Annotated in this window: 21 protein-coding genes; 14 read left to right on the top strand and 7 right to left on the bottom strand. The window is 63.1% G+C overall.

Annotated features, from left to right (window positions below; genetic code table 11):
• Position 1 precedes the first annotated feature (1 nt).
• Entirely contained in the window at positions 2–559 is a 558-nt protein-coding gene (locus EO094_RS09465; protein ID WP_128292080.1) for a DUF421 domain-containing protein, read from the top strand.
• Here EO094_RS09465 and EO094_RS09460 read toward each other — a convergent pair.
• Positions 551–898 (bottom strand): winged helix-turn-helix transcriptional regulator, encoded by a 348-nt coding sequence (locus tag EO094_RS09460; protein ID WP_425455867.1) that lies wholly within the window; start codon positions 896–898, stop codon positions 551–553. The two genes, EO094_RS09465 and EO094_RS09460, sit on opposite strands and share 9 nt — an antisense overlap.
• A gap of 115 nt (positions 899–1,013) precedes the next feature.
• Between EO094_RS09460 and EO094_RS09455 the strand changes: the two genes are divergently transcribed.
• The 4 genes from EO094_RS09455 (at position 1,014) to EO094_RS09440 (ending at position 4,920) form a co-directional block, all read left to right on the top strand.
• Positions 1,014–1,568 (top strand): NADPH-dependent FMN reductase, encoded by a 555-nt coding sequence (locus EO094_RS09455; protein WP_128292078.1) that lies wholly within the window; start codon positions 1,014–1,016, stop codon positions 1,566–1,568.
• 268 nt (positions 1,569–1,836) lie between these two features.
• Positions 1,837–3,000 (top strand): MFS transporter, encoded by a 1,164-nt coding sequence (locus EO094_RS09450; protein WP_128292077.1) that lies wholly within the window; start codon positions 1,837–1,839, stop codon positions 2,998–3,000.
• Between the two features lie 73 nt (positions 3,001–3,073).
• Positions 3,074–4,039 (top strand): diacylglycerol/lipid kinase family protein, encoded by a 966-nt coding sequence (locus EO094_RS09445; protein ID WP_128292076.1) that lies wholly within the window; start codon positions 3,074–3,076, stop codon positions 4,037–4,039.
• A complete protein-coding gene (locus EO094_RS09440; protein ID WP_128292075.1) occupies positions 4,036–4,920 on the top strand; it encodes a metallophosphoesterase family protein in 885 nt (294 codons plus the stop codon). The genes EO094_RS09445 and EO094_RS09440 overlap by 4 nt, the downstream gene beginning before the upstream one ends.
• On the opposite strand, the gene EO094_RS09435 is transcribed toward EO094_RS09440, so the two are convergent.
• On the bottom strand, positions 4,899–5,453 hold the full coding sequence (locus EO094_RS09435) for an AAA family ATPase (protein ID WP_128292074.1): 555 nt from the start codon (positions 5,451–5,453) through the stop codon (positions 4,899–4,901). The genes EO094_RS09440 and EO094_RS09435 overlap by 22 nt on opposite strands.
• A 477-nt stretch (positions 5,454–5,930) precedes the next feature.
• Between EO094_RS09435 and EO094_RS09430 the strand changes: the two genes are divergently transcribed.
• The 9 genes from EO094_RS09430 (at position 5,931) to EO094_RS09390 (ending at position 14,035) form a co-directional block, all read left to right on the top strand.
• Complete coding sequence (locus EO094_RS09430) at positions 5,931–6,632, top strand: GntR family transcriptional regulator (protein WP_128292073.1); 702 nt, start codon at positions 5,931–5,933, stop codon at positions 6,630–6,632.
• A 266-nt stretch (positions 6,633–6,898) separates the two neighbouring features.
• Positions 6,899–7,807, top strand: coding sequence for an NAD(P)-dependent oxidoreductase (locus EO094_RS09425; RefSeq protein WP_128293224.1), 909 nt, complete (start codon positions 6,899–6,901; stop codon positions 7,805–7,807).
• A gap of 228 nt (positions 7,808–8,035) precedes the next feature.
• Entirely contained in the window at positions 8,036–9,034 is a 999-nt protein-coding gene (locus tag EO094_RS09420; RefSeq protein ID WP_128292072.1) for a DctP family TRAP transporter solute-binding subunit, read from the top strand.
• Between the two features lie 153 nt (positions 9,035–9,187).
• The gene (locus tag EO094_RS09415; protein WP_128292071.1) at positions 9,188–9,883 is read left to right on the top strand and encodes a TRAP transporter small permease; all 696 of its coding nucleotides are present in this window, start codon (positions 9,188–9,190) and stop codon (positions 9,881–9,883) included.
• A gap of 3 nt (positions 9,884–9,886) precedes the next feature.
• A complete protein-coding gene (locus tag EO094_RS09410) occupies positions 9,887–11,302 on the top strand; it encodes a TRAP transporter large permease (RefSeq protein WP_128292070.1) in 1,416 nt (471 codons plus the stop codon).
• 87 nt (positions 11,303–11,389) lie between these two features.
• The gene (locus EO094_RS09405) at positions 11,390–11,785 is read left to right on the top strand and encodes a (R)-mandelonitrile lyase (RefSeq protein ID WP_092808865.1); all 396 of its coding nucleotides are present in this window, start codon (positions 11,390–11,392) and stop codon (positions 11,783–11,785) included.
• 111 nt (positions 11,786–11,896) lie between these two features.
• Positions 11,897–12,295: a hypothetical protein gene (locus EO094_RS09400; protein ID WP_128292069.1), complete on the top strand. Its 399-nt coding sequence runs from the start codon at positions 11,897–11,899 to the stop codon at positions 12,293–12,295.
• A complete protein-coding gene (locus tag EO094_RS09395) occupies positions 12,288–13,130 on the top strand; it encodes an alpha/beta fold hydrolase (RefSeq protein ID WP_128292068.1) in 843 nt (280 codons plus the stop codon). Before EO094_RS09400 ends, EO094_RS09395 begins: the two co-directional genes overlap by 8 nt.
• Before the next feature lie 95 nt (positions 13,131–13,225).
• A complete protein-coding gene (locus EO094_RS09390) occupies positions 13,226–14,035 on the top strand; it encodes an N-acyl homoserine lactonase family protein (protein WP_128292067.1) in 810 nt (269 codons plus the stop codon).
• A gap of 75 nt (positions 14,036–14,110) precedes the next feature.
• On the opposite strand, the gene EO094_RS09385 is transcribed toward EO094_RS09390, so the two are convergent.
• Genes EO094_RS09385 through EO094_RS09365 form a run of 5 tightly spaced genes read right to left on the bottom strand, consistent with a single transcriptional unit; the run spans position 14,111 to position 18,762 of the window.
• Positions 14,111–14,836: an ABC transporter ATP-binding protein gene (locus EO094_RS09385; protein WP_128292066.1), complete on the bottom strand. Its 726-nt coding sequence runs from the start codon at positions 14,834–14,836 to the stop codon at positions 14,111–14,113.
• Positions 14,837–14,846: 10 nt separating this feature from the next.
• A complete protein-coding gene (locus tag EO094_RS09380; RefSeq protein ID WP_128292065.1) occupies positions 14,847–15,569 on the bottom strand; it encodes an ABC transporter ATP-binding protein in 723 nt (240 codons plus the stop codon).
• Complete coding sequence (locus EO094_RS09375) at positions 15,566–16,537, bottom strand: branched-chain amino acid ABC transporter permease (protein ID WP_128292064.1); 972 nt, start codon at positions 16,535–16,537, stop codon at positions 15,566–15,568. The genes EO094_RS09380 and EO094_RS09375 overlap by 4 nt, the downstream gene beginning before the upstream one ends.
• A complete protein-coding gene (locus EO094_RS09370) occupies positions 16,534–17,394 on the bottom strand; it encodes a branched-chain amino acid ABC transporter permease (RefSeq protein ID WP_128292063.1) in 861 nt (286 codons plus the stop codon). The genes EO094_RS09375 and EO094_RS09370 overlap by 4 nt, the downstream gene beginning before the upstream one ends.
• A 42-nt stretch (positions 17,395–17,436) precedes the next feature.
• Complete coding sequence (locus tag EO094_RS09365) at positions 17,437–18,762, bottom strand: ABC transporter substrate-binding protein (protein ID WP_128292062.1); 1,326 nt, start codon at positions 18,760–18,762, stop codon at positions 17,437–17,439.
• Positions 18,763–18,788: the final 26 nt, after the last annotated feature.

The following is an 18,788-nucleotide window of genomic DNA, read 5'->3' as shown; positions in this document are numbered from 1 at the left end:
GATGTTCTTCGACAGCTGGGGCGACCTCTTTCGGATCCTTATCATCGGCATCCTGGCCTATGGCGGGCTCGTCCTCCTGCTGCGAGCGACCGGCAAGCGCACGCTGTCGAAGATGAACGCCTTCGATTTCATCGTCACGGTGGCTCTTGGCTCGATACTGGCCACCGTGCTTCTGTCGAGCGAGGTTTCGTTGAGCGAAGGTCTGTTCGCCTTCGCCCTCCTGTGCCTCCTGCAATATGCGGTGGCTTACGCCTCGGTGCGATCGGGACGGTTTCAGTCGCTCGTCAAGGCTGACCCCTCGCTCGTCTTCTTTCGCGGCCGCTTCCTCCACGCCATGCTCAAGAAGGAGCGCGTCACGGAAGAAGAGGTCTACGCAGCCGTGCGCGCGGCGGGGTTAGCGGACCTCGACGCCGTCGCGGCCGTGGTCCTGGAAACGGACGGTTCGATCAGCGTCGTTCCGGCAGCAAACGAGCCGGAGGGCGAACCGGCCAAGGCTTCCACGCTGCGGCATGTTCAAGGCCGGCAGGAAGCTCGCGCCGAGGCAGGTCTGTCAGCCTGAGCGGCCGGTCCGTTCCGGACATGCATCATCGAAGCGGCGACGGGCCTCCTCGACATGCGCCTGGTTTTGCCGCGCCCATGCCGCCAATGCCGTCACCGGCACGAGGAGATCGCGGCCGAGCTCGGTGAGCTCGTATTCGACCTTCGGCGGCACAGTCCCGTAATCGCGGCGCAGCACGAAACCATCGCGCTCCAAAGCCCGCAAAGTGGCCGTTAGCATTTTCTGGGAGATGCCGCCGATCTCGCGCTTCAACTCCCCGAAGCGCAGAGGAGCATCGCCCAGCAAGGTGATGACGAGCACCGACCATTTGTCGCCGATGCGCGACAGGATCTCGCTCACAGGCCTGCAATCGGACGGGAGGTGACAGATCTGCGGTTTCAAAAAAGTGCCTTCTTGTGGCCCCCGGCGGGGCTGCCCTATCTGACGGTCACCAATGGTAACCAGGAAAGGCCTTATGCGAAAGATAGCAGTTCTCGTAGGCAGCCTACGGCGCGCCTCCATCAACCGGACCCTCGCTCATGCGCTTGAGAAGCTCGGCAAGGATGAGTTCACCTTCATCTATCCGGACCTCAACCTGCCGCTCTACAACGACGACCTGTGGGAGAATCCGCCGGCTTCCGTGCTGGCACTGAAGCGCGATCTTGCCGACGCCGACGGCATTATCTTCGCCACGCCGGAATTCAACCGGTCGATCCCGGCTGTCCTCAAGAATGCCATCGACTGGGGGTCCCGCCCCTACGGCGAAAGCTCTTGGACCGGCAAGCCGATCTCCGTCATCGGCGCGTCTCCCGGCCGGATCGGAACCGCCGCCGCACAAGTCGGTCTGCGCAGCGTCCTCGTCACCCAGAACGCCTTTGTCATGGGCCAGCCGGAGGTTTACCTCGCCTTCCCGGAAGGGCTGATCGACGGGGATCTCACCGTCACCGACGAGACCACCCGCAACTTCCTCAAGGAGTATCTTACCCGCTTCGGCGAGTGGATCGACAAAATGCCGAAGCTCGACAAGTAGCTTCCGGTTCAAGCTTCAGAGTTCGCCTCAGACCTTTGTTTGAGGCGCATGGACCTTTTCCATTCAAGGACGGGACGCCCGTCCTTGTCTCTCCTCAGCATACGTCCCCAAGACGTCCCGAGCGAGCCGAGACCCGTGCGTTCCGAAGGCGGGCACGAACGCGCCGGCGACGGATGGCGGAAACCGCATTCAGACGTTATCTCGTGATGCGCGGCCGGCGGCATCTACCCGCTCCGTTTGGCCGGCGCGTGGCCAAGGGGCGTTTCATATGTCGGTCGGCAGAGCGTCAGAGGCGGTCTTCGTGCTCGACCGGGCTGCCGTTGCTGCGGTGATCCTCGGCGTGACCGCCTTTTCGGTCTCCCAGGGCCTCACCTATCCCCTCATTTCGCTTATCATGGCCCATCAGGGCGTGACCGATAGCGTCATCGGGCTCAACGCCGGCGTCTTCAGCCTCGGCCTTGCCGTCTCCACCCTCGCCATCGGGCCTTTGACGGCAAGGCTCGCCGGCGACAAGATCATCATCGTGGGCCTTGCCGGCTGTTCCCTCTGCCTTTTCGTCTTCGGCATCACGGATTCGCTTGTCGTCTGGTTCCTCGCCCGCTTCGTGCTCGGGATCTGCGTCAATCTCGTCTTCATGCTGAGCGAAGCCTGGCTCAATGCTGCCTGCCCGGATCATCTGAGAGGGCGGATTTCGGGACTTTACGGCGCAGGCATGTGCGCGGGATTTGCCGCCGGCCCCCTCGCCATTCCGTTTTTCGGCAGCGACAGCAGCTTTCCCTTCGCCATCCTTGCCGTCTATCTCGCCATCGTCGCGTTCGCGACCGCCGTTCTGAGCCGGCGCGCCCGCACACGACCACAACCTTCGCCCCCCGGCGCGCTGGTCACATTCGTACGTTCCGCCCCTGCGCTCGTCGTCATGGTGTTTGCTTTCGGCTTTGCCGACATCGCCGCGATCTCCGTCATGCCGGTCTATTTCGTGAAGACGGGACATTCGGAAGCGTTTGCGGCGATCGCGGTGACCATGGTGGCGCTGCCGACCGCGCTCGCGCAGCCCGTCGTCGGCCTGCTCCTCGACCGCCTGCCCCGCCACGGGGTCGCGATCGCCTGTGGCCTCGTTGCCGGCGCCACCTTCCTCATCATCCCGTTTCTGCAATCGGAGCCCGCGATCCTCGCCGTCTTTGCCCTGATGGGGGCCGCGGAATTCGCCCTTTACACCTGCGCGCTCACGCTTCTCGGAGCGCGCTATACGGGCGGTCTTCTCGTCGCCGGCAGTGCCGTCTTCGGCCTCTCCTACGCGATCGGCAGCGCGGGAGGGTCCACCGCCACGGCCTCGGCAATGGACATTTTCTCGCCGGCTGGGGCACCGATCACCGCGGGGCTCGTTCTGTTCGTCCTCGTTGCCCTGATGTTGCGCTTGCAGGCCGCCCGATGAACCGTTCGCCTTCTGGTGCATTCACGCAAGAGACGCCGGATCAACCGGCCGCAACCAAGGCAAGCCGCGTTTCATGCACCCGTTTCGCATCTATGTCGTCTTCAACGCCAATTCCGGGACCCCGGCCGGATTGACGCCGGCCTCACTCGGCGAGCGTTTCGCTGCCGCCGGCTTCGACGCCACCATCGACAGCGATACGGACCGCCCGCTGCAGGAACGCGCCCAAGAGGCGGCATCTTCACAGGCCGATATTGTCGTCGCCGCCGGGGGTGACGGCACCGTCACGGCCGTCGCCTCGGCACTTCGAGGACGCGACAAGGCCCTTGCCATCCTGCCGCTCGGCACCGCGAATCTTCTTGCCCGCGACCTTGCCGTACCGCTCGACGTCGAGGAGGCGATCGCAACGCTGCGCGACATGCAGCCGAGGACGATCGATATCGGCGAGGTGAACGGGCGGGTGTTTCTGCACAAGGTCGTCATCGGCTTCGCACCTGCTGTGGCAGCCGGCCGCGAGCATCTGCGCGACAATCCGGGTTTTGGAACGCGGCTCAGCTTCCTGCGCTTTTTCTGGCGCCGCCTCACCCACCCCCAGGACCTGCGCGTCACGTTGCAGAGGGACGGCGCCGACAACACGGAAACCTTGCGTGTCCGCTCCATCGCCGTTGCCAACAATGCCTATGACGAAGAGCTTGGCCGCTTCTTTTCCCGCCGCAGGCTCGATCGGGGGCTTCTAACGATCTACGCACTGCGCCATCTCGGCCTCCTTGATCTTCTCCGGCTCGTGGCCGGCATGGCGGTCGGGCGCTGGCGCGATGACGAGGCGCTCATCATCCATGAGGCGCATGAGGTGCGGCTGTCGACGCAGCGTCGGCTGGTGCAGGCGATGATCGACGGGGAGGTCGAAAAAATCCGCCCGCCTCTCGACTTTCGCATTCACCCCCAGGCCCTCACCGTACTCGCCCCGGTCGCGCAGCCGGGCGAAACGGCAGAAGATTATGCGATCGCCTCAGCACCTTTTCAGGAGCGGGCGTCGGCATGAGAATCGCACATCTTTCCGATCTCCATTTCGGGCATCATGACCCTCGGCTGGCCACCTCGCTCCAGGAAGATCTCCTCGCCTCGCAGCCCGATCTCGTCGTGGTCAGCGGCGACTTTACCCAGCGCGGGGAGGCCGACGAGTTTGCCGAAGCCGGCGCCTTTCTCAACGCCCTGCCGATGCCGACCTTCTGCGTTCCGGGAAATCACGACGTGCCGGCCGTCAATCTCATCGACCGCTTCCTGACGCCCTACCGGCTCTACAAGAAACACATATCCCGGGATCTGGAGCCGTTCGTGGAGATGGACGGCGTTGCCATTGCCGGCCTCAAGACTTCGCGGCGCATGCGCCTCGGCCTCAATTGGGCGCACGGCTCTTTGAGCCATGACCAGCTCGATGCGCTTGGCTCCCGCTTCGAGGCTGCAGACCCCTCCGCCCTGCGTGTCGTGGTCGCCCACCATCCTCTGCTTCTGCCCGATCCACCGATCGACATGCGGCGGGTGAAGCGGGCCGACCTCGCGCTTGAGACCTTCGCAGAACTCGGCGTGCGGCTCGTACTCTCAGGTCATTTCCATATGGCCTATGTCCGCAAGCATGGCGGCCCCGCGGAGGAAAAAGAGGGCGAGCCGATCGGCGGACGCGAGGCCGCACATGCGCCTATCCTGGTGGCCCAGGCCGCGACCTCGATCTCGACACGGTTGCGCGGTGAGCCGAACGCCTACAATTCCATCACCATCGAAGACGGATCGATCGACATCGCGGTTAGAGCTTGGGACGGCGAAACCTGGCACCAAAGGCCCGCCGATATCTTGCACAAAGACACTCCTGAGGCAGAATCGGAGATGCCGGAAGCGAAGCAGCTTCAATCCGCAGCGATCCGCTGAAGGATCGCGCCAACAAGGTTTGTGCGCCCGTCGTCGTGGTCAGCAACGGCGATGACCTCGTCGTCGGCATGGGCGCGGACCAGATCTTCGACGCGCGCATCGATTCTCAGCGCCTCTTCACCGCTCTCAAGCCGGCCGAAGGTCTCGTACTCCGCCTGCGGGCGGGCGATCAGAACGTCGAGGCGGCGGACGTTCTTGTGGCACCAGATGCAAAGCTCGTGGAAGGCCGTGGGATAATGGGGCGCAGCATAGACGCTCGCCAAAAGCACGCATCCATCGACCACAATCACATCGACCTTGCCGAGAAGCTCTTCGACGGGGGCCCATTGCTCGCCGAGAATGGTGATCTTGTTGGCGATCGCATGCGGTCGGCCTTGCCAGATGCGCCTCTTGGTCACCTCGGTCACGAGCTCGCAGGCGATATGACGCCGCTTCAGGTCGGAAAAGAGCCCCGCGGCGAATGTCGATTTGCCGACGCCCGGACCTCCCAGGATATTAACCACGAGGGTTTCGCGCGAAGCGGAGGCGTTCATTGCTCGACCTTTCACGACGGAGCGCTTCGTTCAATCAAGAGCCGACGCAACGCCATATGCGGCCGCCCCGGCTTGCAGCGCAGAGGCAGGATGCGAGGCTCGAATACTGAGATGGACGGCCTGCAAAACTCTGTCGCTTTGACCTGATCTCGGCGCATCCGATAGCCGATGGCGCCTCCTGGCGCATCCCCCTGGCGGCAGAGATCGGCCCATTGATCAGTCTATTGAAACGCACTGACCGCGGGCGTCGGCCGGATCACAGATGAAAGGCGCGACTTTCGAGCGCGGCCCCCCTGGGATGGCATAAAGATGCATATGCGCGAGCCCCTAAAGATTGTAGGACCGTCATGCGATCATTACGAATGCTAGACACGTCTGCGTTGCTGAACAATAATCCTGACGTCTGCGGGATCCGAGCGGGTCGGTGAGCGGGCGGCGGAAGCGACCAGTCCGGCAAGGGGAAAAGCAGTGCCCGGAATGAATGAAACGAAGGTGAGGGACGAGGAATTCCGCGTTCCGCGCCCGGCGGCAACTTTGCGCCACAGCGTTACGGAAAGCATCCGTCAGGCCATTGCAGCCGGGCGGTTTCGCCCGGGCGAGCGCATGCCGGAGCGCGATTTGTGCGAGATGACGGGCGTCAGCCGAACGCTCGTGCGCGAAGCCCTCCGCCAGCTCGAATCGGAAGGCCTCATCGAGGTGATCGCCCATAAGGGACCGGTGGTCTCACGGATCACAGCGGCGCAGGCGATCGGCGTTTATCAGGTGCGCGAAGTGCTGGAAGGCCTGGCGGCGGAGCTCTTTGCCGAGCACGCGACGGATAACGACCGCGAGGCGCTGAAAGCCGCGTTCGAGGAGGTCAAGAAGGCCGATATCGCCGCGACACGCATCGCGCTGAAGAACAAGTTCTACGATTGTCTGGTCACAGGCACCGGCAACGAAGCCTTGGGCAAGACGCTCTATATGCTCAACGCGCGCACCATGCTGTTGCGGGCGCAATCGCTGCAGGCCCCCAATCGCTGGCAGCAGAGTCTGAGCGAGCTGCAGAGCCTCCTCGACGCGCTCGACCGCCGCGACGCTGCTGGAGCGAAGTCGATCGCCACGGACCATGTGCGGCGTGCCGCGGCAGCGGCCATGCATACGTTTTCCATGGATACGCGCGACAAGAAGCGGCGCGCCTGAAGGCCCGCTTTTCGCGCCAGACAAGGCCCACCCGCCCCTCATCTTCGGCACCGCCTGCGACCCGGGGCTTCATGTTCTGCGTGCCTCAATCAGGACACGCAGGACGCGCGATCAACCACTAATAATATTGTATTACGGTATTAAGACCGATAAGGTGCCTCCGCTTGCGGGTTCCTGCGACGGCGTCGGATGAGGCCGCTGCAGGCAAAATCCTGCCATCGCAACGAATAATCGGCAGGCTGTCGAGCCGCCAATCGTGGAGGAATATCTTGAGCGACAAAATCGGCTTCATCGGTCTTGGAAATATGGGCGTCCCGATGGCCGGGCGCCTGCTGGACGCCGGCAACCCGCTCGTCGTTTATGATGCACGCGAAAGTGCAATCGCACCCTTTGTGGAGCGCGGCGCCAAGGCGGCAAATTCGGCGGCCGATCTCGCCTCTCAGGTCGACACTGTCTTCCTGTCGCTTCCGACGCCGCCGATCGTGGAGGCCGTCGCCTTCGGCGAGAAGGGGCTCGCGGAAGGAAACCAGGTGAAGCGGATCGTGGATCTGTCCACGACGGGTCCGCAAATGGCGGAAACGCTGGCGAAAAAGATGCAGGACAAGGGCGTGACCTGGCTCGATTCCCCGGTGAGCGGCGGCGTCGGCGGCGCCAAAGCTGGCACTCTCGCCGTCATGTTCTCCGGGCCGAAAGCCGACTATGACAACCTCCTGCCGCAGCTCAAGGCGATCGGCAAGCCGTTCTATGTGAGCGACAAGCCGGGCCTCGCCCAGACAATGAAGCTCGTCAACAATCTCTTGTCGGCGGCCGCCATGGCGCTGAGCTCCGAAGCCGTGGCGATGGGCGCCAAGGCCGGCCTCTCCCCGGATGTGATGATCGACGTCATCAATGCCGGCAGCGGTCGCAACACTGCGACCATGCAGAAATTCCCCCAGTCGATCCTGCCGGGCACCTTCGATTACGGCTTCTCCTCCGGGCTCATGTTCAAGGACGTCAAGCTCTTCAACGAGGTCGCCAAGTCGATGGGCCTCAGCCTGCCCGGCTGCGAAACGGTCTTTGATATCTGGCAGGAGGCCGTCGACAAGCTCGGCGCGGATTCCGATTTCACCAAGGTGGTGACGCTGACGGAGAAAGCCGCCGGCGTCAGCCTGCGCAGCGACGGCGCCACCGGCTGAATTCCGGGAAGGCGCGGCGGCCGCACAGAGCAGCGTAGCGCTTTTCTATCTGCATAAAGTACAGCTCTGCGACGGCAGCACGCGCGGAAAGCGCGGGCTGTCGCCTGCAAAATTGTTCTGAAATATTCTGATCATACAATCATATTGACTTGGCCCAAGGCCTATGATCAGCTCACTTCAGCTTCCGCCACTGAACGAGCGGGAAGAGTGATCACCAGGGAGGACACGATGAAAACCACCATTCTCACAGCTCTCGCAATGAGCCTTCTGGCCAGCACGGCCATGGCTCAATCGGAGTGCCAGTCCGGCGAAACGCTCATCAAATACAGCCATGTGAGCGCCCCGACCGGCAATCCGAAGGGCGAGATGGCCACCGCGCTCGCCAAGCGCGTCAACGAAGAGATGGACGGGCAGCTTTGCATCCAGGTCTATCCGAGCTCGCAGCTCTACAATGACGATGAAGTCATGGAAGCGCTGGCGATCGGCGACATCCAGCTCGCCTCCCCGGACATCGGCAAGCTCGGCGCCTATACGGCCAAACTCGACGTCTTCAACCTGCCGTTCCTGTTTGAGGACACCGACGCGGTTTCGCGCTTCACCCATAGCGAGACCGGCGACGAACTCCTGAAGTCCATGACGGACAACGGCTTCGTCGGCCTCGCCTATGTCTATAACGGTCTGCGGGCCTTTTCGGCGAACCGGCCCCTGATCGAGCCGTCCGACCTCAACGGGCTCAAGATCCGCGCGACCACCTCGGACGTGTCGATAGCCATGATCAAGGCCCTCGGTGCCAACCCGCAGCCCCTCGCCTGGAGTGAGGCTTTCGGCGCCTTGCAGACCGGCGTCGTCGACGGGCAGGAAAACACCTGGTCGAACATCTACACCGGCAAGCTCTACGAGGTGCAGGACGGGGTGACGGAGACCAACCACCAGTTCCTCACCTACATTCTCGTCACCTCGGACGACTTCCTCGGCAGCCTGGATGACGATGTGCGCGAGAAGTTCCTCGGTATCGTCGGCGAGGTCAGCGACGAGTACAACGAGAAGGCCACGGCCATCAACGAAGAGAGCAAAAAGCGCATCCAGGAAGCGGGCGTCACCGTCCGCACGCTCTCTCCTGAACAGCGGCAGAAATGGGTCGATGCCGTGAAACCCGTCTGGGAAGAGTTCGAAGACGGGATCGGCAAGGATGTGATCGAGGCCGCAGTCGCGTCCAACAAATCCTGAACGCAGGCTCTGCCGGGCCCACAAGCGCGGTGACGGCTGACATGCCGTCGCCGAACACGCCGCCCGTGCGCCCGGCCGGACCGCTCGCCATTGAGATTCCCTTCGCCGCTTTCGGCGAAGGGCCGCGAGGATCCAACCCCTGAAGGATGGAAGATGAGCAGTTTCGGCCGACGCGTCGACCGCTTCGAGCGCAGCGTCATCGCGATCTTGATGGCCGCGATGACGATCACGTCCTTTACCCAGGTCATCGCCCGCTACGTGTTCAATACGGGCTGGCTCGGCGCGCTCGATTTCGCGCGCATCCTGTTCGCCTGGCTCATTCTCTTCGGCATGGCGTACGGCGCGAAGATCGGCTCGCATCTGGCGGTCGACACGCTGGTCCGGGCCTTGCCCAGGCACCTCTTCAAAGCGTTTGCGATCTTCGGCGCACTTTGCGGCATCGTCTACGCCGCAATCTTCTTCTGGGCCGACTGGCTTCAATTCGTCGGCATCGACGCCAAGGGCGGCGCCTTTCCTTACTGGCTGCGCACCTTTGAAACCGGCATCGGCCTCACCGAGATCCGCTATCCGGAATGGGCGCAGGAGATGTTCGACCTGCCCGCCCGGGTACATCGCTGGATCGCCTATCTCATCCTGCCCCTCGGCCTCTTCCTGTTCGGCTTCCGCTGCCTGCAGGCGCTGATCGAGATCGTCCAGGGCAAGCGGGAGATGATCACCACAGCCATCGAGACGACCGAGCTCATGGATCAGCATTCAGATCCCGACCACGAGAGCTATGCCGCCGCGCAGGAGCACGCCTCAGAGGCGCCGCACTGGTACGACGACAACAACTCCAAAGACCGGAGGTAAATGATGGTCTCCGGCTTCCTGTTCATCACGGTTCTGGCGCTTCTCTTCGCCGGCGTCCCTGTCGCGCTCGCCCTCGGCCTGTCGAGCGTTCTGACGATCGTTCTCTTCTCCGGAGATTCCATGTCGTCGGTGGCGCTCAAGCTCTTTACGGCCTCGCAGAGCTACACGCTGCTCGCCATCCCGTTCTTCATTCTCGCCTCGTCCTTCATGTCGACCGGTGGCGTCGCGCGCCGCATCATCCGCTTCGCGGTCTCCGCGGTCGGCCATCTCCGCGGCGGCCTCGCGATCGCCTCGGTGATGTCGTGCATGCTGTTTGCCGCGCTTTCCGGCTCTTCGCCCGCGACCGTGGTTGCGATCGGCTCGATCGCCATCGCGAGCATGCGCGAGGTCGGCTACTCGAAGGAATTCGCCGCAGGCATCATCTGCAATGCCGGCACGCTCGGCATTCTCATTCCGCCATCGATCGTCATGGTGGTCTACTGCGCTGCCACAGACGTTTCCGTCAGCCGCATGTTCCTCGCAGGCATCCTGCCGGGCACTGTCGCCGGGCTGATGCTGATGGTCGGGGTCTATCTCAATGCGCGCTTCCGCGGCATGCCGAAACTGCCGTTCGCGGGCTTTACGGCCGTACGCGACGCCTTTCTCGACGCGTCCTGGGGCCTCTTCCTCGTTATCGTCATCCTCGGCGGCATCTATGGCGGCATCTTCACGCCGACCGAGGCCGCGGCCGTCGCGGCGGTCTATTCCTTCCTCGTCGCAATCTTCATCTATCGCGATATGGGGCCGCTTCGCGGCGTGCCGTGGCGCCAGGACGGGGAATCGATCATCGGCGCCGTGCAGCGCAACGCCCTCCTCACGGTCACGCGCTTCGTGCCCGCCTGCTTCCATCGCGACACCGAGCATGTGCTGGTGGAGGCCGGCAAGGCGACGATCATGCTCATGTTCATCGTCGTCAACGCGATGCTCTTCGCTCATGTGCTGACGGTGGAACGGGTGCCGCAGACGATCACCGAATGGATGATCGGAGCCGGGTTCAACTGGTTCACCTTCCTGCTGGCGCTCAACATCCTGCTGCTCATCGGCGGCCAGTTCATGGAGCCCTCGGGCCTCCTCCTGATCGTCGTGCCGGTGGTGTTCCCGGTGGCGATGGAGCTCGGCGTCGATCCGATCCATCTCGGCATCATGATCGTCGTCAACATGGAGATCGGGCTGATCAGCCCGCCGATCGGGCTCAATCTCTTCGTCACGGCGAGCGTCGCCCGAATGAGCGTCGTGCAGGTGACGAAGGCTGCGGCCCCCTTCATCGGCATCATGCTCATCTTCCTCGTGATCGCGACCTACGTGCCGGGGCTTTCGACCATTCTGCCGTACTCGCTGATGGGCCCGGAGCCGAAGAGCTTCACGCATGGCCTCAAATGAGGCGTGCCGCCCCACCGCTCAACGAACGACCCGCCAAGGCGGGAGACCAGGCCGGACGAAACGGCCGACATCAAGGAGAGGAGAAATATGGAGATCAGACGTCTTGGAACTCTGCCGACCCGCAAGGCACCGGCAAAATCCTTCACGGGCAATGTCTGGCAGGACCCGATCATCGAGGCGCCTGAGCCGGCGCTTTTGAAGTCGAACGTGGTCATGTTCGAGCCGGGGTCCCGCACGGCCTGGCACACGCATCCGATGGGGCAGACGCTTTACGTCACCGCGGGCACCGGCCGCATCCAGAAATGGGACGGGCCGATCCAGGAGATCCGGGCCGGCGACGTCATCTGGATCCCGCCCGGCGAGAAGCATTGGCATGGTGCGGGTCCCAACACGATGATGACCCACATCTCCATGCAGGAAGGCCATGACGGCGTCGTCGTCGAATGGCTGGAGCACGTCACCGACGAGCAATACGGCGCGTAAAGGCAAGCGGCGCGGCTCAGAAGAGTTCGCGCCGCCTTCTTATGCGCGAGGCTCCGACCTGGCGAGCCAGAGGCCCTGCCCCGGCCCGCCTTCGACGACAAGGATACCGAAATGGCTGAATTTCCTGACCCGGATTGGATGGCCGCCTTTGCCGACAGGGTCGCCTCAGACCGAGAGCTTGCCATCATCGGCGGCAAGTTCGACGTCGATATGGGCATCACCTTTGGCGAGCGCCGCTACGTCTTGCGGGTGCGCCAGGGCAAGATCGAAAAAATCCTGCCGGCCCCCGGCTTCGACGTCCCCACGCAATTTGAGATCCGCGCCCCGATGGAGCTGTGGCAACGCTTTTTGAGCGAGACGCCGCCGCCGCTCTACCACGACATCTTCGCCATGATCATGCGCGTGCCGGAATTCGTTCTCGAAGGCGACACGCTCGTGGCGATGCAGAACGCGCGTGCCCTGCACCGCATGATGGGCCTGATGCAGAAGGTGGGGAAAGAGCATGCCTGAATTCGAACCGATCGTCGGCCGCTACCTCAATGTGGCGATCCAAGGCCGCAACCACCGCATCTATGTGGAAGAAGCCGGTGAGGGCATCCCCCTCCTCTGCCTGCATACCGCCGGGGCCGACAGCCGCCAGTTCCGCCATCTCCTCAACGACGAAGAGGTGACGCGCCGGTTTCGGGTCGTTTGCTTCGACATGCCCCGGCATGGCCGCTCCGACCCGCCGGACGAATGGTGGCTGGAATCCTACGAGCTCAAGACGGAAGAGTATCTCGCGACCATCGAAGCCCTATGGAAGGGTCTCCAGCTCGACCGTCCCGTGGTCATGGGTTGCTCCATGGGCGGGGCCATCGTGCTCAGGGTCGCTAGCGACTTCCAGGACGAGATCCGTGGCATCATCGGGCTCGAAAGCGCCGCGCACGCGCCCGGCCGCTACAACGAATTCCTGCTGCATCCGGCCGTGCATGGCGGCGAACTCGTCGCCACCTACACGTTCGGCCTCAACGCGCCGCAAAGCCCCGAAGAGGGCAAGCGCGACAATTGGTGGTACTACGCGCAGTCCGGCCCCGGCGTCTATCGCGGCGACGTCATGTTCTACAGCTTCGATTTCGATGCCCGCGAACATGTGAAGACGATCGACACCGCCAAGTGCAAGGTGAGCCTTCTCACCGGCAGCTACGATTATTCGTGCACGCCGGCGATGACGGAGAAAGTGGCCGCCGCCATTCCCGGCTGCCGCTACACCGAGATGGAAGGCATGGGCCACTTCCCGATGATCGAGAACTATGCCCTCTTCCGTCAGTATCTTCTGCCGGAACTTGAGGTGATGGAGGCCGACTGACCGCCCTCACCCCGCCAAACGCGGTCACCCATGCACAGGAACCGGCCCGCGCCCCACCGAACAACAAGAGCGCGGCCGGTCGGAAGGGAGGAAAGATGACACCTGAACCTTATGAGGTCTACGCGGTCCGCTATGCGCACAATCCGGCCGCGACCGCCGCGCACAATTTCGTCGGCGGCGATCCGCATGACGTGCCGATGCCGCTCGACTATTTCGTCTGGGCGATCAAGGGCAACGGCCGCACCTTCATCGTCGATACCGGCTTCGATGCGGCGATGGCGGAAAAGCGCAAGCGGCAGTTCCTTCGCTCGCCCGGCGAGGGCCTGAAGACGATCGGCATCGATCCGGACGGGATCGAAGACGTCATCATCTCGCATATGCACTACGACCATTGCGGCAATTACGATCTCTTCCCGAATGCGCACTACCATCTGCAGGACGCAGAGATGGCGTATTCGACCGGCCGCTGCATGTGCCACGGCGCGCTCAAGCTCCCCTTCGAGGAAGAGGATGTGGTGGCGATGGTGCGCAAGGTCTTTGCCGGCCGCGTCAAGTTCCACGACGGCGCTTCGGAGATCGCACCCGGCATCAGCGTCCATCATGTCGGCGGCCATTCCAAAGGGCTGCAGGTGGTCCGGGTCTGGACGCGGCGCGGCTGGCTCGTCGTCGCCTCCGATGCCAGCCATTTCTATGCCAATATGAACGAGGGCCGCGCCTTTCCGGTGCTGCACAGCCTTGCTGCGACGCTTGAGGGCTATGACCGGCTCTGGGAGCTCGCGAGCGATCGCTCGAACGTCATTCCAGGGCACGACCCGATCATTCTCGACCGCTACCCAGCCCCGAGTTCGGGCCTTGAAGGCGTCGTCGTGCGCCTCGACGCCGACCCGAAAGAGCCGGCAGGGTAAGAGATCCTCCCCTCTTCCCGAACGGCAAACGGGCGCCCGCGGGCGCCCGTTTTTTGTCGGATACGGTGAGCGCGTTCAGAGCCCGAGATAGGCCTCACGCACCTTCGGATCGTCGTGCAGCGCCTTGGCGGATTCGGCCAGAACGATCTCGCCGGATTCCAGCACATAGCCGCGCGAGGCGACCGAGAGGGCGAGCGAGGTGTTCTGCTCCACGAGCAGGATCGAGGTCCCCGCTTCGTGGATCTTGACGAGGGCATCGTGAACTTCGTCGACGACGATCGGCGCGAGACCATGGCTCGGCTCGTCGAGGATGAGAAGGCGCAGATTGAGCATCATGGCGCGGCCAAGGACGACCATCTGCTGCTCGCCGCCCGACAGCGTTCCGGCCCATTGCCGCCGCCGCTCCTTGAGGCGCGGAAAGAGGGTGAAGGCCTTTTCCAGGCGCTCCTTGTAAACGGGGTCCTGGCGCAGCGTGTAAGCTCCGAGCAGGAGGTTTTCCTCCACCGTCATGTCCGGAAAGACATGCCGCCCCTCGGGCACATGGGCGATGCCGAGCTTCGGGATCTCATGCGCTTTCAGCGACATCAGATCCGTGCCGTCGAAGGTGATGCGCCCACGCGACTTCGGCACGAGCCGCGAAATGGTGCGCAGAAGCGTGCTCTTGCCAGCCGTATTGGCACCGATGACGCAGACGAACTCGCCGGCATGCACGTCGAGGCTGACGCCGTGCAGAACATCTGAACCGTCATATCCCGCATGCACATCTTCGATCGACAGGAGAGTGGGTGTCGTGTCGCTCATTTTGCCGACCTCATTCATATTCCTGTCCGAGATAGGCCCGCACGACCTCCGGATGTCTCGCAATCTCTTCGGGCGAACCTTCGGCGATCTTCTTGCCGAAGTTCAAAACGACGATGCGCTCGCACAGCGTCATGATGGCGTGCATGTGATGCTCGACGACGACGACGGCGAGACCGTCGCGGCTCAAGGAACGGATGAGATCCATGATCTCCTCCATCTCCACGCGGTTGAGCGCCGCCATCACCTCGTCGAGGAGAAGCCCCTTCGGCTTCGTCGCCAGAGCGCGCGCCACTTCCACCCGGGCACGTTCGGGAAAGGAAAGGTCGGCCGCCTTCTTGCCCGCGATCTCGGCAAGGCCCACCCGTGCGAGGCAGGTTTTTGCGAGCTCACGCGCATCATGGACATTGGCCCGAAGAAGGCCGCCAATCAGGACATTGTCGAGCACCGTCGCCTCCATGAAGAGGGCGACATTCTGAAAGGTCTTCGTGAGACCGCGCGCAGCCACCTTGTGCGGCTTCAGACCGGTGATGTCCTCGCCTTCGAGCCGGACGATGCCGTCCGTCGGCTTGTGGAGACCGACGAGCGTGCTGAAGAGCGTCGATTTTCCGGCGCCGTTTGGACCGATCAGACCGACGATCTCGCCGGGAGCGACATCGAAGGACACGCTGTCGAGGGCCGCCAGGCCCCCGAAATGCTTGCTGATGCCATCGACTTCGAGGATCGCCTGTCTCATGACGACTTCCTCCGGCGAAGGCGAGAGACGCCGTTGGTGATCAGAGCGAGGATGCCGCGCGGTTCGATCAGGATGATGGCGATCAGCATCACGCCGAAAGCGAGCTGCGACAGGCCGGCGCCGCGCGAGGAGAGGAGCACATTCGCCATTTCCTCCATCGGCACGATCAGGAAGGCGCCGATGATCGGCCCCACCACCGTTCCGGCACCGCCCAGAATGGCGATGATCGCCGCACGCACCGAGATCGGGATGATGCCGAACACCGCCTCCGGATCAAAGAAATAGGTGAACTGGGCATAGAGCGTGCCGAGGGTCGCCGTGAGCGCGGCGGAAATGACGGCCGCTGTGATCTTCACCTGCGTGGTGTTGACGCCGACCACTTCGGCGGCCTCCGGATTCTCCTTCAAAGCGCGCAGCCGGTAGCCGAGGCTGCTGTGGCGCACCCAAAGGAAGACGCCTGAGATGACGACGAGCGCGCCCAGCATGATGTAGTAATAGGGCATCGTGCTTTTGAACTGCAGAAGCCAGAAGCTGTCCGGAGAGAACGGCACGGAAAGACCGACAGGCCCGCCCGTCACCGATGTCCAGGAGCCCGCAATCACGCGCAGCACTTCGCTGAAGGCGAGCGTCGCCAGCGCGAAATAATGCCCACGCAGCTTCATCGTCGGGAAGCTCAGGAGATAGGCTGCAACCGCGGCGATCGCCGCGCCCGCCAGCATGCCGATCCACGGCGACAGGCCGAAATTGATCAGAAGGATCGTCGAGGTGTAGGCCCCGAGCCCGAAGAAGGCGGCGTGGCCGAGCGAGATCTGATTGGCGAGACCGCCAACGATGTTCCAGGCCTGACCGAGCGCCGCAAAGAGAAGGGCGAGCGTCAGGACGCGGATCGCATAACCGGTCGGATCGAGAAACGTCGGGACAATGGCGGCGGCCACGAGGACCACCGCACCGGCAATCCACCATTTCATCGTGCCGCTCCAATAAGTCCAGTCGGCCGCACCGCCAACACCGTCAGGAAGACGATGAACAGGACGAGGTTTTGCAGCTGGATCGGGAAGAACAGGGTGGAGACGGACTGGATCACGCCGACAGCGAAACCGCCGACGACCGCACCCGCCACGCTGCCGAGCCCGCCGAGCACCACGACCGTGAACATGAGCACGACGAACTGGTGGCCGACGGTTGGATGCACGGTGAAGTAAGGCAGGATCACCGCGCCCCCAAAGGCCGTCATGCCGACGCCGAGGCCGAAGGCGATCTGGCGCATGCGATCGGCGTTGATGCCCATCAGGTTCGCCGCCATCGGATCCTGAGCGGTCGCACGCATCGCCCGCCCGTACCAGGTCTTGTTGGTGAAGAGCCAGAGAGCCGCCGCCGACAGAAGCGCCATCAGGAAGGCCGCGAGATAGGGAACGCCGATAAACAGCGGCCCAAGCCGCAAGGTCGAGGTCTGATAGCTCGTCGTCACCGAATGGAAATCAGAGCCGAAGACGATCAGCGTCAGGTTCTCAATGACGATGAGCAGGCCGACCGTGACGAAGATCTGCGCCACCGGCGGGGCGTTCAGAACCCGTTGGATGAGCGTCATCTGGACGACGACACCGAGCCCGAAGATCACCACGAAGGATAAAAACGAGCCGATCAGAGGATCGAGCCCGAGAAACTTCCAGGCGAAATACGCGACGAACATGCCAAGGGTCAGAAACTCCGCCTGCGCGAAGTTGACGATGCCCATGACGCCGAAGACCAGGGTCAGCCCGATGGAGATGACGGCGTAAACGCCGCCGATCATCAGCCCATCGAGCACGGCTTGGATGAAGGCCATGCAGCTCTCTAGCGAAATGTTGAACGTTTGCGGTGGCGCCGGCTATTTGCCGGCCCACACAGCCTCTTTCGTGGCGACATCGTCCGGCCAGACCGTCACCAGATCCTCACCACGCCATTGCACGATGATCGGCTTGGCGAGGGTGTTGAGACCGGTTTCGTCGAAATCGACCCCACCGCCAGGGATGATGCCGGCCCATCCGCCTTCGAAGCGATTGTTGCGCAAGGCCTCGCGGAGCGCATCGGAATCGGTGTCGCCCGAGATCTCAAGAGCCTTCGCAAGCACGTCGAGGCAGACGGCGTGCTCGATCGCTTCGTGCACCATGAAGTAGCCAAAGCGCTCCTTGAACGGGTCCGTCAGTTCGGGGGCGAGATCGTAATTGCTCGGCGCCACCGAGAAGACGTTTTCGGCATATTCGCCGAGTGCCGCCCGGAAGTCCGGGATGACATAGCCGCCGGCCCCGCCGATCACCGGCATGTCGATGCCCTGCTGGCGCATCGTGCGGATGATCTGCACACCGTCATTCAGATAGGAACAGGGGAAGACCGCGTCGGCATTCGTGCCGCGCAGCTGGTTGATCAGCGGCGTGACGTCGGTGATGCCGAGAGGATAAGCCTCATCCATCACCACCTCGATGCCGAGCTCGGCCGCGGTCTCGCGGAGGCCGCCGGCCTGCGACGTACCGAAGGCCGTGTCCTCATACATGATGGCGATCGACTTCAACGGCTTGCCGGCCTTTTCAGCCACCCCCGCCGGACCGCGCAACTGCGCCGCGCCCATCGTCGTCGCCTTGGAGATCATCTGGAAGACGTTCTTGAAGCCGCGGCCCGTGATCATGTCGGAGAACGACATGGTGAGAAGCGGCACGTCGCGCCTTTCCGTCGCTTCCGACAGAGCGAGCGACAACGACGAGGCATAGGCGCCGAGGATCGCCACGACATTCTGCTGCGCGATCAGGCGCTGACCGACGGTCGCCGCATTGGTTGGCGTCGACGTCGAATCCGCGATGATGAGATTGATCTTGGCGCCGCCGAGAGCCTTGATGCCGCCATTGTCGTTGATCTGGTCGGCAGCGAGCTGGATGCCGTTGCGCGAATTGACGCCGAACTGCGCATTGGCGCCCGACAGCGGCACCACCACGCCGACATTAACGTCGGAACCCTGGGCACGGGCGATCTTCGAAAGATAGGGCGTCGCGAGCGTCGCCGCGCCTGCGGCGAGGAAATGCCGCCGGTTGAGAGCCAAACGCGAAAGCCCCTTCGGCGTGCTGGCCGGGCTCTTGGTCTCGCCCTTCTTCGAAACGGAGTTCTCCTGCGATGCCGACCTTGCGTCGGCAAAGTCGGTCGGTCCCTTGCCTTTCCGGTGCATATTTTCCTCCCACTCTATGATTGTCT

The sequence above is a fragment of the Afifella aestuarii genome, from assembly GCF_004023665.1.
GTDB classification, from domain to species: Bacteria; Pseudomonadota; Alphaproteobacteria; order Rhizobiales; family Afifellaceae; genus Afifella; species Afifella aestuarii.
Note: the sequence above shows the minus strand (reverse complement) of the source record. Positions and strands in the feature narration are given on the sequence as shown.

What these genes read in the sequence shown, in the direction of transcription:
- EO094_RS09465 (WP_128292080.1), top strand. Translation starts at nt 2, where the DNA reads ATGTTCTTCGACAGCTGGGGCGACCTCTTTCGGATCCTTATCATCGGC.
- EO094_RS09455 (WP_128292078.1), top strand. Translation starts at nt 1,014, where the DNA reads ATGCGAAAGATAGCAGTTCTCGTAGGCAGCCTACGGCGCGCCTCCATC.
- EO094_RS09450 (WP_128292077.1), top strand. Translation starts at nt 1,837, where the DNA reads ATGTCGGTCGGCAGAGCGTCAGAGGCGGTCTTCGTGCTCGACCGGGCT.
- EO094_RS09445 (WP_128292076.1), top strand. Translation starts at nt 3,074, where the DNA reads ATGCACCCGTTTCGCATCTATGTCGTCTTCAACGCCAATTCCGGGACC.
- EO094_RS09440 (WP_128292075.1), top strand. Translation starts at nt 4,036, where the DNA reads ATGAGAATCGCACATCTTTCCGATCTCCATTTCGGGCATCATGACCCT.
- EO094_RS09435 (WP_128292074.1), bottom strand. Translation starts at nt 5,453, where the DNA reads ATGAACGCCTCCGCTTCGCGCGAAACCCTCGTGGTTAATATCCTGGGA.
- EO094_RS09430 (WP_128292073.1), top strand. Translation starts at nt 5,931, where the DNA reads ATGAATGAAACGAAGGTGAGGGACGAGGAATTCCGCGTTCCGCGCCCG.
- EO094_RS09420 (WP_128292072.1), top strand. Translation starts at nt 8,036, where the DNA reads ATGAAAACCACCATTCTCACAGCTCTCGCAATGAGCCTTCTGGCCAGC.
- EO094_RS09415 (WP_128292071.1), top strand. Translation starts at nt 9,188, where the DNA reads ATGAGCAGTTTCGGCCGACGCGTCGACCGCTTCGAGCGCAGCGTCATC.
- EO094_RS09410 (WP_128292070.1), top strand. Translation starts at nt 9,887, where the DNA reads ATGGTCTCCGGCTTCCTGTTCATCACGGTTCTGGCGCTTCTCTTCGCC.
- EO094_RS09405 (WP_092808865.1), top strand. Translation starts at nt 11,390, where the DNA reads ATGGAGATCAGACGTCTTGGAACTCTGCCGACCCGCAAGGCACCGGCA.
- EO094_RS09400 (WP_128292069.1), top strand. Translation starts at nt 11,897, where the DNA reads ATGGCTGAATTTCCTGACCCGGATTGGATGGCCGCCTTTGCCGACAGG.
- EO094_RS09395 (WP_128292068.1), top strand. Translation starts at nt 12,288, where the DNA reads ATGCCTGAATTCGAACCGATCGTCGGCCGCTACCTCAATGTGGCGATC.
- EO094_RS09390 (WP_128292067.1), top strand. Translation starts at nt 13,226, where the DNA reads ATGACACCTGAACCTTATGAGGTCTACGCGGTCCGCTATGCGCACAAT.
- EO094_RS09385 (WP_128292066.1), bottom strand. Translation starts at nt 14,836, where the DNA reads ATGAGCGACACGACACCCACTCTCCTGTCGATCGAAGATGTGCATGCG.
- EO094_RS09380 (WP_128292065.1), bottom strand. Translation starts at nt 15,569, where the DNA reads ATGAGACAGGCGATCCTCGAAGTCGATGGCATCAGCAAGCATTTCGGG.
- EO094_RS09375 (WP_128292064.1), bottom strand. Translation starts at nt 16,537, where the DNA reads ATGAAATGGTGGATTGCCGGTGCGGTGGTCCTCGTGGCCGCCGCCATT.
- EO094_RS09370 (WP_128292063.1), bottom strand. Translation starts at nt 17,394, where the DNA reads ATGGCCTTCATCCAAGCCGTGCTCGATGGGCTGATGATCGGCGGCGTT.
- EO094_RS09365 (WP_128292062.1), bottom strand. Translation starts at nt 18,762, where the DNA reads ATGCACCGGAAAGGCAAGGGACCGACCGACTTTGCCGACGCAAGGTCG.